Raw genomic sequence first — 17428 nt, forward strand, 5'->3', positions numbered from 1 at the left:
AGGTGTGCTTCCGTTAACTGCTGAAGCCACTGTGGAGTAGTCAGATTTAACTAATTCTGAAGTATTCAGAGCAGGACTAGCCAGAGCTGAATGAACAGAAACATAAGCAATCATCGTCGATATTAAGAGCACAAGACAGGTTTTTGACCGTTGCATTGGATGTGTCTCCATGAGCTGACCGGCTGATTGATATCGATTGAATTCAGATAAGCTGTTATGAACACATTCGTATTGGCTCGAGTAGGTATAGTAAATCTGGGGTGAAACGCAACTCGTTTGCAGGATCGCCGAACAGCCCAAAGGAAAGCTTGTATAAGCATTACAACCCCAATGTCTCGGCGCTATCAGGCAGTAACTGATCAATACTTGTGGGTTGCACTCTGTGGATAACAAGATAGAGGCCTGCAAGAGTTACCAATGTAAAATAGCCCAGGCCGGACGTTAAGGTGATAACCGTAGGATCGGGTCTGTATCCAAAGGGAGCAATAATCGACATTGGCAGTTTTTTATCGCTGAGTATCTCATAGCCATCGCTCACCGTTGTTTGTTTGCCCAAATCCCAGACAGTAGCGGATTCACCGGCAATTTTTTCAAAATTATGCCAGGCTCCCGAGAACAGTCCGGCCCCGAGACTGGCCATTACAAACCATGAGAACCTCTGCAAAAAGACAGTGTTGGTTTTCGGGTTGAATTTTATGAGTTTTGAAGCAATGATCCCCAAAGGGATTAAACCCAATAGGCCGGCTTCGTATTTTTTATCAAGGATCAGCGGTACAGTAGTGAGAACGGCATTGCCGGTTTCGCGAAACGTGTTCGAGATAACATTTATCAGTAACCCTGATAAGGCGAGCTCTTTTTTATCTGCAATTCCTCCAGCCATCCCAAGAGCCCAGCCACCAATGCAGAGACTGGCTTTTAATTTTGTTAACCCGTCAATAAGTTGAATCCATTTCTCGGGGATTTCCTTACCGGATGCCGCGAGTGCGACGCCAGTACTGTAAAGGCTACTCATAGTGATGGCACTGGTCAGATACGCTGCGTACAAAATCTGCTTTCTGGCTCCAGGGTTAACTTTTATAGAGGCACTAAGCAGTATGAACATCTCCACGCCCTCGCGAACCCAGATGGAAACACTGCTCACCCAGCGGTCGTAATCGGGTTTATTTTTTATGGTCTCTTCTGGAGGGGGGGCGTCACATCCCAGATGATTTTTAATATTGTTCAAGTGAGAGCTGTTGCCATAAACGAAAGTTGAGTTACTAGGCAGGTTCATCAGTGAGCAGATAAAGCCCGTCAGTCCACCTTGGTTTTCCCTGAAAAGGATATCGTCTGATGATGTCAGGGGCAGCCTGATACCCAGGGAAACCGTACTCGATGAGCTGACATTAAATTCTGAAACGATTGCAGGCTCACTGAAATTTGAAGAAAAGGTGGAACTTTCAGGATTGACTGACGCCGTCGTATTTATGTCAGTTTTAGCCAAAGCCGAATGACTCAGGATATAAACAATCAGCGTCGATATTAAAAGCAGACGATCAGGTTTTAATAACTGCATTGGATGGTTCTCCATCAACAGGCTGATTGATATAAACTGAATTCGGCTCGACCGGCTTGTCGTGGCTCGGATAGGTATAGACAATGTAAGATGAAATGCAACTTGTTCGGATTTACTGGAAGCTTCCGGAGTTTTTACTTTCTGGCTGGGCGTGCTGAGCTATCCCTCCCGGGAGGCTGTCGCAAAAGTACTGAGCTTCTCGCTCTTTCCGGTTAAAGAGCTCCCACGTTGGGAGGATACTTCTCCATTCTTGCCTTTAAAAACTCAAGAGCCCTGTTGAGGTTATCTTTTTCCTGACTTGACACAGGCTGTGAAAAACTCAAAATAATAATCTTTCGGCTTTTCTTTGCTAAATACTAATGACTGTCCGAAGATTTTCTCCTTTCGATCGGTGAGAAAATCCAAGCATCCCCTGGTATGGGTTGCCACTGGTACAAAAGTTCTCAGCCTCTGGTATGGGCTGGCAAGAACGCTGAGCAAGCAGCCTCCGGTACAGGTTGCCACTGAAGATGAACATAATGCCAATGGCGGCAAAAGCCCTGGCGGCAAAAAATTAAGGAATATCTCCTCATGCCTGTAATTACGCTTCCCGACGGCAGCAAGCGCGAATTTGCTGACGCCGTTTCTGTCATGGAAGTGGCCCAGGATATTGGTCCGGGCCTGGCCAAGGCGACTCTGGCGGGTCGTATTAATGGTGAGCTGGTAGATGCCAGTGCCAAAATCACCGATGACTCTGAGCTGGCTATTATCACTTCCCGTGACGAAGAAGGTGTTGAGGTGATCCGTCACTCAACGGCTCACCTGCTGGCAATGGCCACTCAGGATCTGTACCCCGGTGCCCAGGTCACTATTGGTCCCGTGATTGATAATGGCTTCTATTATGACTTCTCCTATGAGCGGGCATTTAACCTCGAAGACCTGGAGAAGATTGAAAAGCGCATGGCTGAGCTGGCAAAGCAGGATCTGGGGATTGAGCGAGTGGTGATGACTCGTGACGAAGCCATCAGTGCTTTCAAAGCCATGGGTGAAGAGTACAAGGTCGAGATCATTAATGACCTGCCGAAAAATGAAGTGATTTCTGTTTACCGTCAGGGTGAGTGGATGGATCTTTGCCGTGGCCCACATGTTCCCTCAACAGGTAAGCTGAAAGCCTTCAAACTGATGCGTGTGGCCGGTGCTTACTGGCGTGGTGATTCCAGCAACGAAATGCTGACCCGTATCTATGGAACGGCCTGGGAAGACAAGAAAGCCCTGAAAGCTTACCTGCAGCGTCTGGAAGAAGCGGAGAAGCGTGATCACCGTAAATTGGGTAAGAAGCTGGACCTGTTCCATATGCAGGAAGAAGCACCGGGCATGGTGTTTTGGCACCCCAATGGCTGGGCCATCTATCAGGAACTGGAACAGTACATGCGTAAAAAGCAGATTATGCATGGCTACAAAGAGATCAGAACGCCTCAGCTGGTGGATCGCTCCCTCTGGGAAAAATCCGGTCACTGGGACAAGTTTCAGGACGACATGTTCACCACCAATTCGGAAGAGCGTGATATTGCTGTTAAGCCCATGAACTGCCCGTGTCACGTCCAGGTCTTCAATCAGGGGCTGAAAAGCTACCGTGATCTGCCGCTGCGACTGGCGGAATTTGGTTCCTGTCATCGTAACGAGCCATCTGGTGCGCTTCATGGAATCATGCGTGTCCGTGGCTTTGTTCAGGACGATGCCCATATTTTCGCAACAGAAGATCAGATTCAGTCGGAAGTGGCTGCTTTTATTGATTTCCTCCATGAGGTGTATGAGGATTTTGGCTTCAGTCGTGAAAACATGCTTTACAAACTGTCTACGCGTCCTGAAAAGCGCGTGGGTTCTGATGAAATCTGGGATAAAGCCGAAAAAGCCCTGGCCGATGCTCTGGATGCACAGGCGCTGCCATGGGAAGAACTACCGGGTGAAGGTGCTTTCTACGGACCAAAAATCGAATTTTCCCTGAAAGACTGCATTGGCCGGGTGTGGCAGTGTGGTACGATTCAGGTGGATTTCTCGATGCCGGGCCGTCTGGGTGCTGAATATGTCGATGAAAGCGGTGAACGCAAAACACCGGTCATGCTCCACAGAGCGATTCTGGGGTCGTTTGAGCGGTTCATCGGCATACTCATTGAACACTATGAAGGGGCCATGCCGCCATGGTTGGCTCCCAAGCAGGTTGCCATCCTCAACATTACTGACAGACAGGCTTCTTATGCGGTAGAACTGGAAAAAATGTTGATGGAAAAGGGAGTTAGGGTAAAAGCGGACTTGAGAAACGAGAAGATCGGCTTTAAAATCCGCGAGCATACCTTAAATAAGGTGCCTTATTTGCTGGTTATTGGCGATAAGGAAATGGAAAACAGAACCGTTGCTGTGCGTACCCGCACAGGTGAAGACCTGGGTACCATGCCTGTAGAGGCATTCAAGGAGCGCCTTGCAGCGGATATCAGCAAGCGTGGCCGTACTGCGTAATTAATCTGTAACGGGCTTGTCGATCTTGATGTTAAACGTCGACGAGCCCTTTCGCACAGGCTGCCTTTACAGGAGATACACCCATCAGACGTAACAGCTTCCGCGATCGTCGCCCGCAGAAGGCGCCGATTAATGAGAATATCCGTGCCAAAGAAGTCCGTCTAATAGGAGCCGATGGCTCTCAGGTAGGGGTGGTCGATACCCGTGACGCTTTGTCCATGGCCCAGGAAGCAGGGCTGGATCTGGTTGAAATTAATGCAACCAGCGAACCGCCAGTCTGTAAGATCCTTGACTACGGCAAGCATCAGTACGAGCAAAAGAAGCAGAAAGCCGCAGCCAAGAAGAAACAGGTTCAGACCCAGGTGAAAGAAGTCAAGTTTCGCCCGGGCACAGAGGAAGGGGATTACCAGGTAAAACTGCGCAACCTGGTACGTTTCCTGACAGAGGGCAACAAGGCGAAGGTTTCTCTTCGTTATCGTGGTCGTGAGATGGCTCACCAGCAGCTGGGCATGGAACTGATGAACCGGGTTGAAAAAGATCTGGAAGAGATTGGTACCGTTGAACAGCGTCCAAAGATGGAAGGTCGTCAACTGATCATGGTTATTGCCCCGAAAAAGAAGAAGTGATTTGAGTATGAAAAACCGGTCACTGCCTCAGTGGCCGGTTTTTCATGTCCTGGATGAGGCTTTTCTACACAGAAAATTTTCTCCCGGATTAAACGACAGTCGCTTTTATTTTTAATATCCCGACACCTCCTGGCCCTGAAACGGGCGCCGCTTTCCAAGATGAGAAGGGGTAGGTGGTCGCGAATGCGGAGTGCTTTTTCATGCCAAAAATGAAAACCAACAGTGGTGCCGCCAAGCGTTTCAAAAAAACAGCCAGCGGTTACAAGCGTAAGGGTGCCTTCAAGAGTCACATCCTGACCAAAATGACCACCAAGCGTAAGCGTCAGCTGCGTGGTACCTCCATGGTAACACCTGCTGACCAGGGCCTCGTTAAGCGTATGCTGCGCGACTAATCGCTTTATAGATCATTTTTTTCGGAGATATAGCTCATGGCACGTGTAAAACGTGGTGTAATCGCGCGCAAGCGTCACAAGAAAGTTCTCAAGGCCGCCAAAGGTTACTACGGAGCACGTTCACGTGTATTTCGCGTAGCCAAACAGGCTGTAACCAAAGCTGGTCAGTATGCTTACCGCGATCGTCGTCAGCGTAAACGTCAGTTCCGTGCTTTGTGGATTGCCCGTATCAACGCCGGTGCGCGCACCAACGGTCTGTCTTACAGTCGTTTCATCGCGGGTCTGAAAAAGTCTGCGATCGAAATCGACCGTAAGGTTCTGGCTGATCTGGCTGTGCACGACAAGGCTGTTTTCGGTCAGCTGGTTGAAAAGGCTAAAGCTTCTCTGGCTTGAGTCTGATTCATATCAGCCTTTAACGGGGTTATGGTTTTCCATAACCCCGTTTTATGTGTTGGGTCAGAATCAGGCGGTGCGTTTGGAGTGACGCTCCCGGTTTTCCAGTTTTTTTCTTTCACTCTTTCTTAGCACCACATACAGCGCCGCAGAACCGCCATGAAACTTTAATGCGGTATGAAAGCAGAGTACCTGGTCCATTTCCCGCAGCCAGGTGTTGACGTAGCTTTTAATGATGGCCGGGGGATTAGTGTTCAGGCCCCGGCCATGATTGATAATGAGTGAGCGAAGCTCGTGTTGCTGACAGTCGTTGATGAAGTCAAAAACTGCTTTTCGAGCCTCAGCCGCTGTGTGATTATGCAGGTCGAGTCTGGCTTCAATGTCGTATTTGCCCAGTCTCATTTTCTTGAAAACACCTTCCTGAACACCGGAGCGTTTATATTCCAGGTGATCGTAAGGCTGGACTCTTTTCGGGTTATCCAGAGATAAAAAATTAGGGTCATTCAGCTCAGCCTGGGCTGCCTTCCTTCTCAGGGCCTGACCGGGAGTCGCTGTCTGATGTTTCTTGAGGTTCGCTTTGGTGCTGCTTTTCAGGGGAGCTACTCCCTCCATTTCCTGGAGGAACAGATCCTGGTCGTCGTAACTCATGGCTTTGTACTTGTCGTAGAACGGTCAGAGGTGCTCGACGGTCTGGAAGTTTGACGTTTGGATACACCTCAATGAATTTTGATAGTACCTGTTTTTGTGTATCCGGAGAACTATAGCTGCTTTAAGCGACTTTTTCCCTAAACCTGAATTCAGAGGAAATTCGTTTTTTCATAATTCAAGGCATACATAGCAACAGGTTTTCCTATGACTTTATTTTGGAAAAACCTGTCATGCTTTTCCAGATTCAATACGTACTCGTTTTCCACAGGTTGGTAGTGGATGACATCGGCGGCCTGCCGTTTTTCCTTGTCCAGAGAGTTGATAATATGGCTGCTCATGTATTCACTGGAAAAGCATCTGGCAGGTAAAACCTTATCTTGTGAAACCGCTGCGTAAGCCGCCTGAGCCCCGCCTTTTTCGTAGCCCGATAATTTCAGAGTCCAGCCTTTAAAGGCACTGTTTTTCTTCATCAGGTTCTGAACCTGCTTAGTGAGCTTGCTGGCTTGCTGGTAACTTTCAGGCACAGTTTTTCGCCTTGCGTTTCTCAGATTTCGTACCCAGCGGATGAGAGTGAATGCTTTTTTGAACCTTCCAGTATGAGAAAGCTCATCCGGTTTTTTCAGGGCGTCCCAGCTGCCAAAAACAATGCGAACTTCGGGAGGACTGGTTTTGGGGTTACGAAGAATATAGGCAGTGAGCCCGGTTTTCTTGTCGAACACACAGCCTTCGGATCCTTTGGTGGATAATCCGGCTGCTTTGCCAGCATACAGGGCGAGACGGCGGTCAGTATCCCAGGACTTAAGTTCATTCAGGATCTTTTTGTCTTTTAATCCCCAGCCGTCTATGGACTTTTCGTAAGGGTAAGCGGCAATCCTTGCCTCAACAGCCATAGCTTCACCCATTCGCCAGTTATTTCTGGGAGTACCTTTATCCGGAGTCAGAGTTCCTACGTGATGCTGCCAGGGGTTGGCCAATGATGCAAAATTTCCAATATAACCCGGAGGTGAGTTTGTCATTGGTTTGAGCTTGGGCTTTTGAGTATCTTCACTTCTACTGTTTGCTTCTGCGTATCTACTTGCAGATAAACCTGCTCCAAAGAAGACTCCTCTCATTGTGCTATCCCTCCAGAAGGTGATGAGTCGTAAGTAAGCTCCTGCTCTTCTTCTGTCAGTTCCCGGGTTAATGTGTTGGCGAGCTCTATGAAGCCAAGCACCAGGTTATTGAAAGTCTCATGGGTCAGACTGCCGACAGGGTGACTGGTCATAAGGTGCAAACCTATTCCATCCTGGTCCGTATAAAACCAGGCGCCTTTGAGCTTGTCTGGGGCTCCGTTGAGAGACAACAGCTGCATTGCTCTGGCGGCCTGTAGCTCAGGATCTGTTGGCATGGTTGTCAGCATACGGTGCAGCAGTAACAGATCACTGTTCTCAGGTAACTCTATGATCACTGCGATCTCATTGTGCTCGTCTACCAGGGCGCAGGTGTTGTCTTCTGTGGTCAGGTCATGACCAATATGTTCACCAAAGTCCTTTAAAAACTCTTTAAATTGTTCGTAAGGCTCAATCATAGCCGGGCTCTCCATAGCAAATCATTAGTGTTTGGTTCGGCTTGGATAAATGAAATTGAAGGGTTTGGCGGAAGAGCTATGTATCATCAGGCTGTCAGAGCCTGTCTTAATGACCAGGCCCGACAATCAGATCATGAGATGACTTGGGTTAGTGGCTATAACTGCGGTCCCAATCCTTCCAGACCGGTTCCAGACCTTTTGATTTAATCGCAGCTGCAACCACTTCAGGACGACGGTTGTCGTCGATGGCGAACTGTTCCAGAGATTCCACGGCACCATTGGCATAACCGCCAGGTTGAGTGCTTGAGAAAGCGCTCATGGCGGTAATACCCAGAGGCAATACATTGTCTCTGAACGATTCCGACTCTCGAGTGGACAGTGACAGTTCCGCTTCCGGTTTAAACAGGCGGTAAGCACAGATCAGCTGTACCAGTTGTCTGTCTGAAATGACGGAAACGGGCTGGAATTCACCTTCGCAGGGGCGCAGTCTGGGAAAAGAGATGGAGTAACGGGTTTTCCAGTAGGTCTTTTCCAGGTAGTCGAGGTGTGCGGCGACCATGGCAGAGTCTGTACGCCAGTCTTCCAGACCAATCAGGGCGCCCACACCAATTTTGTCGATGCCTGCTCTGCCGAGTCTGTCAGCGGTTTCCAGACGATAGTCGAAATCCATCTTGCTGCCTCGCAGGTGGTATTTCCCGTAGGCCGGGCGATTGTAAGTCTCCTGGTAAACCAGCACGGCGTCCAGCCCCAGCGCCATCAACTCTTCGTATTCGCTCTGTTCCAGAGGTTGTACTTCCAGCGTAATGTGGGAAAAGTGCAATCTGACTTTGTCCAGTACGGTTTTGAAATATTCGGTGCCCACCGTGCCCTGGGCTTCGCCAGTCACCAGCAGGATATGATCAAACCCCATGGCTTTGATGGCTTTCAGTTCCCGGTCCAGCTCTTCCGTGCTCAGGGTTTTGCGTCGAATTTTGTTGTCAAGGCTGAAACCACAGTAGGTACAGATGTTGGTGCACTTGTTGGACAGGTATAAGGGAATGTACATCTGAACTGTATTGCCAAAACGCTGGCGGGTGAGTGCCATGCTTTTCTGTGCCATCTGTTCCAGGTAAGGTTCAGCCGCTGGGGAGATGAGCGACAGAAACTGATCATGGGCCAGTCTGCCGGTGGACAGGGCATGTTCGACATCCGCAGCGGTTTTGCTGAGGATGCTCATCCTGATTTCATCCCAGTTTAACTGGTTAAACGTGTCTACAAATGACATTAAAAGTCTTCCAGAAATGCAGTCAGTGGGCTGCTTGCCTGAGCCTGGTGCGAACGTATTCCGAGGCCAGCCTCGTAGGCTCGTCTGCCAGCTGTCACGGCTTCCCTGAAAGCAATACCCATGGCTACCGGGTCATTTGAAACAGCAATGGCTGTATTCACCAGCACGGCGTCAGCTCCGATTTCCATCGCTTTAGCGGCGTCGGAAGGGCTGCCAATACCGGCATCTACAACCACAGGGACCTGGCTCTGCTCGATAATGATGTTCAGAAACGCCTCGGTTTTCAGGCCCAGGTTGCTGCCAATGGGTGCCCCGAGAGGCATAACCGCAGCGGCACCCGCTTCTTCCAGTCTCTTGCACAAGACCGGGTCAGCGTGAACATAAGGTAGAACAACAAATCCCAGTTCGACAAGTTCTTCGCAGGCTTTTAGTGTTTCGATGGGGTCAGGCAGCAAATATTTGGGGTCCGGGTGAATTTCCAGTTTTAGCCAGTTGGTCTGCAGGGCTTCTCTGGCCAGCTGGGCTGCATACACGGCTTCTTTGGCGTTGCGGGCACCGGAAGTATTGGGCAGCAGGTTAACACCTGCTTCAATCAGGGGTGAGAGAATATCATCCTGATCATTATTCAGGTCCACTCGCTTAAGTGCCATGGTCACCAGTTCGCTCTGTGAAGCCCTGATGGCTTCAGCCATGGTCTGGCTGTTATTGAATTTCCCGGTACCGGTAAACAGGCGAGAATGGAAGGTTTTATCAGCAATGGTCAGCATACCAGCCCTGTAATTCGATAAATTGTCGGTCATTCCAAGTGCGATTTCTGCGCGCTATCAGCCACCTGCGGTAGCCTTGATCAGGGTGATGCGGTCACCTTCTTCTACTTTTCTGCGGGGCCATTGGGAGCGACTGACGATCTCTTGATTGACCGCAAGTGCCACGCCCTTTTCAGCCTGATTGATCTGTTCCAGCAGCTGCTCTAGCGTCAGAGGGGACTCAAAGCTCAGGGGCTGGTCATTAACAAAAAATTGCATAGATCATTCTGGGAGGTTTTGAAAACAGGGGGGGAAGTTTAAAGCAAATTCTTCTCCGGATAAATGGTGGGCAGTCAGGAGCCGTTCTTGTGATCTCGGTCAGCCTTTTTGAGCGGCGTAGCGAGACTTGTCATGGCAGGGCTTATGGGCTAGTGGATAGGGTCAGAGACGAGAATATTGAACTTAAAACTGAAAAACAGGTTAAACAGTTTACATATATGCAATGACTTGAGGTTGTATATGGTTTTCAGAAAAATAGTAACCGCTTTAGCTTTTCTGGCTGCATCGGTATGTTATGCGGATTCATCGGTATGTTACCCTGATTCACTAATAACTGTTAAGACAAACAGCTTGCCGTTATCGGATTCATTTAAGGCTTACATTGAGCATAACCTGCCACAGGCTTTGAATAAAAGATGTTCTACTCCAGAACGTGTTTCTGCGTTAATTCGAAATGAATTGTTTTCAAATGGTTATGTTGCAACACCGGAGGATGCTGTTTTTTCGGTGCAGTATATCTTCGATAAAAAATTTTCTGGGAATCAACTGATTACTTCGGACGCCTGGTCATCAACAATAAAAGTTTTTAGCACTTATCATGAGCAGATAGACTGTGGAGCAGGCTTGGGAGTCGAGGAAAAAGACTATTTATCTATAAGCCAGCGTAAGCTTTCTCGCTTTGTTAGTGCATTAAACAGAGAATTGAATGGCTATGAGCTAGGAATTGGGTTGTTTTTTATATTGGTTCAGCCAAGCTCGCAGTTCCCGGGAAAAAAGAATATATTTCATTGCGATGTCCTTTATTCAAAACACAGGTAGATGGAAGGTTTTAAATCACAGCAACGTCACTGCCCTGGCTGAAGTTGAGTCAGCTGCCAATGCCGCTGACCTGGACCAGGTCGGGCAAGGCTCCTTGGCAAAAAAGGCGAACTTGATCAAAAGGTTAGGTCTGACCTGATGCGATATTTAGTAGATCATGTTTCAAGTTCCTGAAACGGGCACCTCCATTTGGCAATGAACTAAATTATTTCCTGGTTGTCAAAACTATTAAGACGATAGTTTCAGTATCATATAATTCGCACGTTCTCTTGAGATGACCTGAAATACTGTCAGGCAGGATTGAACAGGCTGACTAAATGAGCTGACTTCAAGAAGGTATTAACAGCAAGCATAAGTGAATGGAGGATAAGAAATATGGATATTAAACCTGAAGGCTCTCACCCCGGCACATATTTTCAGCCCAGAGCAGAGGATGTTAAATTTACTAAAACGGATTGTAACGAAAGTTCCACGAGAAAGTTTTCGTTTAACCCCTCAAGGTGTGTATCACCTGTGCGATTTGATTCTTCAGATTCGCAAGCTTTAACCGCAATCGATATTGAGTGCGAAGAGAAACCGATACATAAACCTGTTTTGTCCAGGCGCGTATCATCTTTGCTATCAGGTGATGAGAAGAAATCAGTTTCAAATAATGTCTCGGACGACGATACTGCTACTTTGAACGATCATCTCAACTCTATACGTCAGATAACCCCCACTTACAAACCCTTTCCGAAAAGTCGCAGCACTAAGTCCGTGGCTGAGCAGTTCGCCGAGAATACAATTGACTGGCTCCAGCTCAGTAACACATCCTACGCTGATCGGGACTCAGTTGAGACAAGCTTTCAGCGTCGAGTGGAAGGTTCTGAAGCAGGAGAAGAGCTATTTCAGGATGGTTTTTGTATCAAGAAATATCGGACCCAAGTAGAAAAAAAACGTCTGGGTGTTTTTTATCCTGAGGATTATCGGACTCTCGAACTTCCCGGTCTGTCAAAAAGTTCATACCTCGGGAAGCACTCACTGCCGGAATATTTTGACATAACGAACAAGTATAACTTTGTAGCAATGGATAATGGCTATAAACCAAGTGAGTGTCTGAATGCTTTTTTTCATGGCCCCACCATTGCAGACTGTGCAACGACCCTTTCGGCCTGTCAGTATCGGGCCATTGAAACCATCATTGGCACCGACGAATTCGACCGCATCTTTGGCGCACCGATCTCAAAGTTCAGAATTCCAGTCACCCTTTTCGGTCACATGTCCCAGGTTATTGGATGCTTCACAAAGGGTGAATATGTCAATCGGATCAAGTACAGCAACCCTCTCCATTGTCTGTTTGAGTATCTCGAGTTTTACAAAGGTTCAGGGAGCAATGGGCAGTCAGAGCTGAAAATAAAAAAGGGTGATATCCTCTATATTCAGGGCGTAGAAGGCTACGATTTGAAGCACGCAACTGGTGATGCTGTCGGTTTTAATCTGGTATGCACCGGGCAAAACAGCAGCGGACAGAATCTCTATCTGGGGTTTGGTCCGGGTGAATTTGTTGAACCGAAAACCTACGAGCAGGTCAAAAAAATACTGATTGATGGCTACAATAGACCACAGAGTCCAGAGACAATCCTTGCCATTAAAGAAGGGAAATCAAGCTATAAAGATTGGACCGACGATATCCTGCCCTATGATCACCCTATTGGTGGCATCACTATCGTGGCTCGATTTAATACTGTGACCTGGGAAAATTTTTTGTCCGAGTGCGATCAAGTCTGGCACCGTCAACCGCTTTTGTCTGTCACTCGGGCTATGAAACCAAAGCCGGTGCACCAGGTGTCACGTTTCCATACTGAAAATCTTGATGCTGATATAGATCAATTCGAACCCCGCTCAACACAGCAGGAACTGATGCATGAGACGGCCCTGAAGTTCACGCGTGCTGTGATTAATAATCAGGGTGGAGCCTCGTATAAAAAGCCCATGGGACTATTCCTGACCGGATCACCGGGACTAGGAAAAACACATCTTTGTGTAGCAGTTACCAAAAAAGCAGCCGACTATGGTGTCAACACCCTGTATCTAGACGCAGATAAGGCAGGCGAACTGTATCAGTGCTTCCAGGGTAATGAATGGGATAGCAAGATCGAGGAAATGCTTGCCGGTAAAGATTTGGTGGTAATCGATGATGCTAACGGCGGTCACTTTAGCAAACAACTTCTGGCAAAAACAATGAAACATGTGATGACTGCCAAGAAAGCTATCATGGTCAGTTCAAATCATCATATTCCTGTCAAAGCTGAATTCCTTGGCGATATCGAGCCCTTAACCAGGTGTGCCCATAATTTTCTTTACCTTAGTGGTTTGCAGGGAGACAGTTGTCGTTCCCAATGGTGGCAAAGCCCTGACGTACAGGCTGCTGATGCACTAGCGCAACTGGGTCAGTATCAAGGCCGCAATGCTGCAGGAGTGATCACTGAGCACGCCGTATCAATAGAGGAAATGGCCAGAGTACTCAGTATTCCAGCTGATCGGGTCCGCCAGGTGGGCCCTCCCAAATTACCTGGAACAGAATTTGTAAGCCAGGATTTCCATTTCAGCCATTTATCCAAAACGGAGCATCAGGCTGTTTTTATGGAGTGTAATTTTACTGTTAGTAGTACTTGGATAGAGCAGTTCTTAAATGTTGTTCAGAAAGTACACGACGAAGGCTTGAAGCTGGTAGTGAAAACCAATGACCGCACATTATTCTTGGAAGCTGTAATGGATTATTTAAAATTTCTTCAACTTCTAAATGGGGAGGTTCGTATCAGAGAGCGGCTAGAGCATATGTTCCCGGACTTTGCGGAATCCGGACTGCAGGAGCAGCCTGACAGACTTAAGCGTCCTTAGCGAAGATTGCGATAAATTGAGGATAAAAATTTCTGATTCCGGGGAGAATAGCGAGCTATTTGACGAGGGAGCAGGAATTTTCAGACCGATTTATCGCAGTACCGTTATGAATGTCAGGGCTTTCCTGTACCGGTGAAATCTGTCCTGCAAGTAAATCTATTCAAACCCTTCCTCAACCGCTAGAATTGGCAGTTTATTTTCTCTACGCATCGGTTATCAGGAATCCCATGGAGAATCTGGAAACACTTGTTTCACCTATAGTCGTCTCTGCCCTGGCTGAAGTTGAGTCAGCTGCCAATGCCACTGATCTGGACCAGGTTCGGGTGCGGTTTCTTGGCAAAAAAGGCGAGCTGACCCAGCTGTTGAAAGGTCTGGGCAAACTGTCTCCGGAAGAACGTCCGAAGGCGGGCGGCTTTATTAACGAAGCCAAGCAGCAGGTTCAGGCCGCCCTGGATGTGAAACGTGAAGGTCTGGAAAAAGTGGCTCTGGAAGCTCGCCTGGCCAGTGAAACCATTGATGCCACCCTGTCCGGCCGTAGCCAGAACCTGGGGACGGTGCACCCTGTTACCCGCACCATGGAGCGTATCACCGATTACTTCGGCAACATCGGCTTTGAAGTGGCCCAGGGGCCGGAAATCGAAGACGATTACCACAACTTCGAAGCGTTGAATATTCCCGGTCATCACCCGGCCCGTGCCATGCACGATACTTTTTACTTCAATGACAACACCGTTCTGAGAACCCACACCTCTCCGGTTCAGGTTCGTGTCATGGAGGCCCTGAGCAAGGCCGGTGAGAAACCTCCTATTGCCATTGTTTGCCCGGGCAAGGTTTACCGTTGCGATTCCGACCAGACTCACAGCCCGATGTTTCATCAGGTCGAAGGTCTTTATGTGGCAGAGAAAGTCAGTTTTGCTGACCTGAAGAGTGTTCTCAGTGACTTTCTGAGGGTGTTCTTTGAGCGTGACGACTTGAAAGTCCGCTTCCGTCCGTCCTACTTCCCGTTCACTGAGCCTTCAGCAGAAGTGGACATTGAATGGGGACGCAATGAAGACGGTTCCATCAAGTGGCTGGAGGTTCTGGGCTGCGGTATGGTCCACCCGAAAGTGTTTGAATACTCCGGTATTGATACCAGCAAGTACACAGGCTTTGCCTTCGGTCTGGGGGTTGAGCGTTTTGCCATGCTCCGTTACGGCGTAAACGATTTACGTCAGTTTTTCGATAATGACCTGCGCTTCCTGAGCCAGTTCAATTAACGGTTTGCGGCGATCAGATCGAATAACGGAGTTGAGAAAAGTCTATGAAATTCAGTGAACAATGGTTACGTCAGTGGGTTGCCCTGGAAGCGGACACTCAGGAGCTGGTAGATAAGATCACCATGGCTGGCCTGGAAGTGGACGACGTTGACCCGGTAGCAGGCGAGTTTTCCGGTGTGGTTGTGGGTGAAATTGTTGCCTGTGAACAACACCCGGATGCTGACAAATTGCGTGTCACTCGTGTCAGTACTGGTTCAGAAGAGTTCCAGGTGGTTTGTGGTGCGCCTAATGCCCGTGTGGGTATTCGTGTACCTTTTGCAACAGTCGGTTCCGTTCTGCCGGGCAATTTCAAAATCAAGAAAGCTAAACTGCGTGGCGTGGAATCTTTCGGCATGCTTTGTGCGGAAGAAGAGTTGGGCATGGCTGAATCTTCAGACGGCCTGATGGAGCTGCCAGCGGATGCTACTGTGGGTCAGGATATCCGAGAGTACCTGAGCCTGGATGACAGGATTATTGATGTTGACCTGACGCCAAACCGGGGTGACTGTTTGAGCATTGCGGGTCTGGCCCGGGAAGTCAGTGCGAACTTCCTGGCTGATGTCAGCGAAGTTCAGGTTGAGCCGGTAGCCCCAACGATTGATGATACTTTTAAGGTGGCTGTTGAATCCAAAGAAGGGGCGCCACGATTTCTGACCCGTATCCTGAAAGATGTTGATATTACTCAACCTACCCCTCTGTGGATGATTGAGCGCCTGCGTCGTTCCGGTATTCGTTCCATTGATCCCGTTGTTGATGTGACCGCTTATGTCATGCTGGAACTGGGTCAGCCTATGCACGGTTATGATCTGGATACCCTGAAGGGTTCCCTGATTGTTCGCATGGCCCATGAGCAGGAGAAGCTGGTTCTGCTGGACGGACAGGAAGTCATTATGAATACCGGGACTCTGGTCATTGCCGATGAGCAGCAGGCTCTGGGTATTGCCGGTGTGATGGGCGGAGAAGGCTCTGGTGTCTCACAAACCACCCGTAACGTGCTGCTGGAAGCGGCTTTCTTTGATCCCATTACCATTGCCGGTAAAGCCCGTTCCTTCGGACTGCACACCGATGCTTCCCATCGCTTTGAGCGTGGTGTGGACTTCCAGCTGCAGCGTAAGGCCATTGAGAGAGCAACCGCCCTGATTCTGGAAATCTGCGGTGGTCAGCCAGGTCCTGTTGCCGAGGCAGTGAGCGAAGACAAGCTGCCTGAACTGAGCACAGTCAAGCTGAGAGCTGAAAAAGTGGCTTCTCTGCTGGGCATTACCATCGAGAATGACCTGATTGAAGCTCTGCTGACACGACTGGGTCTGGAGATGAGTTCTATTGCCGAAGGTGAGTGGTCCGTTTCTGTGCCAAGCTGGCGCTTTGATATCTCTATAGAAGAAGACCTGGTGGAAGAACTGGGTCGTATCTACGGTTATGAACGACTGCCAGAAACCATCCCAACGGCTCTGTTAAAGCTTAAGCAAGTGGATGAAAACAGAGTTAAAGAAGGGGATATTCGTCGTATTCTGGTTGCTCGTGGCTATCAGGAAGCGGTCTCCTTCAGCTTTATTGACCCGAAGTTGCATCAGCTGTTTGATCCCGGGCGTGAGCCTGTGGTTCTGGCGAACCCCATCGCCAGCGATCTTTCTGTCATGCGAACATCTCTGCTACCGGGCCTGGTTAAAACAGTCAGCTACAACCTGAATCGTCAGCAGAGCCGTGTTCGTCTGTTTGAAACCGGTCAGACGTTCGTTCGTGAAGGCGACTCTCTGAGGCAGGAAAATCAGATTGCTGCCGTGATTACAGGCAGTCGCTACCCTGAAAGCTGGGCGATTAAAGCGGAGCCCGCAGACTTCTACGACCTGAAAGGGGATGTGGAAGCTCTGCTGGAACTGGGTGGTGCTGCAGGGGAGTTCCGTTTTGAAAACAGCAGCCACGATGCCATGCACCCAGGTCAGTGTGCAGCGCTGGTTCGTGATGGCAAGGTGGTCGGTCATATAGGCGCTCTGCACCCAAGTCTGACGAAAAAGTTGGAGGTGAATGATGCGCTGATCATGTTTGAGGCAAGTCTGGAAGCGATGAGCCTGGGCAAAGTAACAGAGTTCACACCGCTGTCAAAGTTCCCTGAAGTTCGTCGTGACCTGGCCTTGCTTGTCAAGCAGGAAGTGGCGGCTGACAGTCTGAACCAGGTCATTCGGGAAGAAGCCTCTGAGCTGTTGAAAGATGTTCGTATTTTCGACGTTTATGCCGGAAAAGGCATTGCGGAAGGTCATAAGAGTCTTGCTTTGGGCTTGACCTTGCAGCACGCTTCCCGCACTCTAAAAGACGAAGAAGTTAATCAAGTGATTGACAGCATCGTAAGTCGGCTGGGATCGGAATTTGGTGCCAGTCTCCGAAGCTAATCAGCCAATGCGAGCGCTCTGTATTGAGCCTGTTTTCTGAGCAGGCTCGACAGTTCGCTGCCCTGGTTATAAGAGAGCGGAAGTTAT

Annotated in this window: 15 protein-coding genes; 8 read left to right on the top strand and 7 right to left on the bottom strand. The window is 48.9% G+C overall.

Annotation, left to right across the window (positions count from 1 at the left end; all coding sequences use genetic code 11):
* Positions 1–319: 319 nt before the first annotated feature.
* Positions 320–1555: a hypothetical protein gene (locus tag ACOJUN_RS17450; RefSeq protein WP_422133190.1), complete on the bottom strand. Its 1236-nt coding sequence runs from the start codon at positions 1553–1555 to the stop codon at positions 320–322.
* 570 nt (positions 1556–2125) lie between these two features.
* Here ACOJUN_RS17450 and thrS point away from each other — a divergent pair.
* From thrS to rplT, 4 genes are all read left to right on the top strand, one after another.
* Positions 2126–4048, top strand: coding sequence for a threonine--tRNA ligase (thrS, locus tag ACOJUN_RS17455; RefSeq protein WP_422133191.1), 1923 nt, complete (start codon positions 2126–2128; stop codon positions 4046–4048).
* An 83-nt stretch (positions 4049–4131) separates the two neighbouring features.
* The gene (gene infC, locus ACOJUN_RS17460) at positions 4132–4674 is read left to right on the top strand and encodes a translation initiation factor IF-3 (RefSeq protein ID WP_252180580.1); all 543 of its coding nucleotides are present in this window, start codon (positions 4132–4134) and stop codon (positions 4672–4674) included.
* 200 nt (positions 4675–4874) lie between these two features.
* Positions 4875–5066 (top strand): 50S ribosomal protein L35, encoded by a 192-nt coding sequence (gene rpmI, locus ACOJUN_RS17465; RefSeq protein WP_034837404.1) that lies wholly within the window; start codon positions 4875–4877, stop codon positions 5064–5066.
* Positions 5067–5102: 36 nt separating this feature from the next.
* Positions 5103–5459: a 50S ribosomal protein L20 gene (gene rplT / locus ACOJUN_RS17470; RefSeq protein WP_257254376.1), complete on the top strand. Its 357-nt coding sequence runs from the start codon at positions 5103–5105 to the stop codon at positions 5457–5459.
* A 69-nt stretch (positions 5460–5528) separates the two neighbouring features.
* On the opposite strand, the gene smrA is transcribed toward rplT, so the two are convergent.
* From smrA to thiS, 6 genes are all read right to left on the bottom strand, one after another.
* Complete coding sequence (gene smrA / locus ACOJUN_RS17475) at positions 5529–6107, bottom strand: DNA endonuclease SmrA (protein ID WP_422133192.1); 579 nt, start codon at positions 6105–6107, stop codon at positions 5529–5531.
* Between the two features lie 149 nt (positions 6108–6256).
* Positions 6257–7219 (bottom strand): hypothetical protein, encoded by a 963-nt coding sequence (locus tag ACOJUN_RS17480; RefSeq protein ID WP_422133193.1) that lies wholly within the window; start codon positions 7217–7219, stop codon positions 6257–6259.
* On the bottom strand, positions 7216–7674 hold the full coding sequence (locus ACOJUN_RS17485) for a type III secretion system chaperone (RefSeq protein WP_422133194.1): 459 nt from the start codon (positions 7672–7674) through the stop codon (positions 7216–7218). The genes ACOJUN_RS17480 and ACOJUN_RS17485 overlap by 4 nt, the downstream gene beginning before the upstream one ends.
* A 148-nt stretch (positions 7675–7822) precedes the next feature.
* Entirely contained in the window at positions 7823–8938 is a 1116-nt protein-coding gene (thiH, locus tag ACOJUN_RS17490) for a 2-iminoacetate synthase ThiH (RefSeq protein WP_422133195.1), read from the bottom strand.
* Positions 8938–9705: a thiazole synthase gene (locus ACOJUN_RS17495; RefSeq protein WP_422137088.1), complete on the bottom strand. Its 768-nt coding sequence runs from the start codon at positions 9703–9705 to the stop codon at positions 8938–8940. The genes thiH and ACOJUN_RS17495 overlap by 1 nt, the downstream gene beginning before the upstream one ends.
* A gap of 57 nt (positions 9706–9762) precedes the next feature.
* Entirely contained in the window at positions 9763–9963 is a 201-nt protein-coding gene (gene thiS, locus ACOJUN_RS17500; RefSeq protein WP_422133196.1) for a sulfur carrier protein ThiS, read from the bottom strand.
* Between the two features lie 240 nt (positions 9964–10203).
* On the opposite strand from thiS, the gene ACOJUN_RS17505 reads away from it, so the two are divergent.
* The 4 genes from ACOJUN_RS17505 (at position 10204) to pheT (ending at position 17341) form a co-directional block, all read left to right on the top strand.
* Positions 10204–10782, top strand: coding sequence for a hypothetical protein (locus ACOJUN_RS17505; RefSeq protein WP_422133197.1), 579 nt, complete (start codon positions 10204–10206; stop codon positions 10780–10782).
* A gap of 375 nt (positions 10783–11157) precedes the next feature.
* Positions 11158–13662, top strand: coding sequence for an ATP-binding protein (locus tag ACOJUN_RS17510; RefSeq protein ID WP_422133198.1), 2505 nt, complete (start codon positions 11158–11160; stop codon positions 13660–13662).
* Between the two features lie 227 nt (positions 13663–13889).
* A complete protein-coding gene (gene pheS, locus ACOJUN_RS17515) occupies positions 13890–14918 on the top strand; it encodes a phenylalanine--tRNA ligase subunit alpha (RefSeq protein WP_422133199.1) in 1029 nt (342 codons plus the stop codon).
* Between the two features lie 44 nt (positions 14919–14962).
* Positions 14963–17341, top strand: coding sequence for a phenylalanine--tRNA ligase subunit beta (gene pheT / locus ACOJUN_RS17520; protein ID WP_422133200.1), 2379 nt, complete (start codon positions 14963–14965; stop codon positions 17339–17341).
* Positions 17342–17428 lie beyond the last annotated feature (87 nt).

It is taken from the genome of Endozoicomonas sp. ALD040 (assembly GCF_049275945.1).
GTDB lineage: Bacteria > Pseudomonadota > Gammaproteobacteria > Pseudomonadales > Endozoicomonadaceae > Endozoicomonas_A.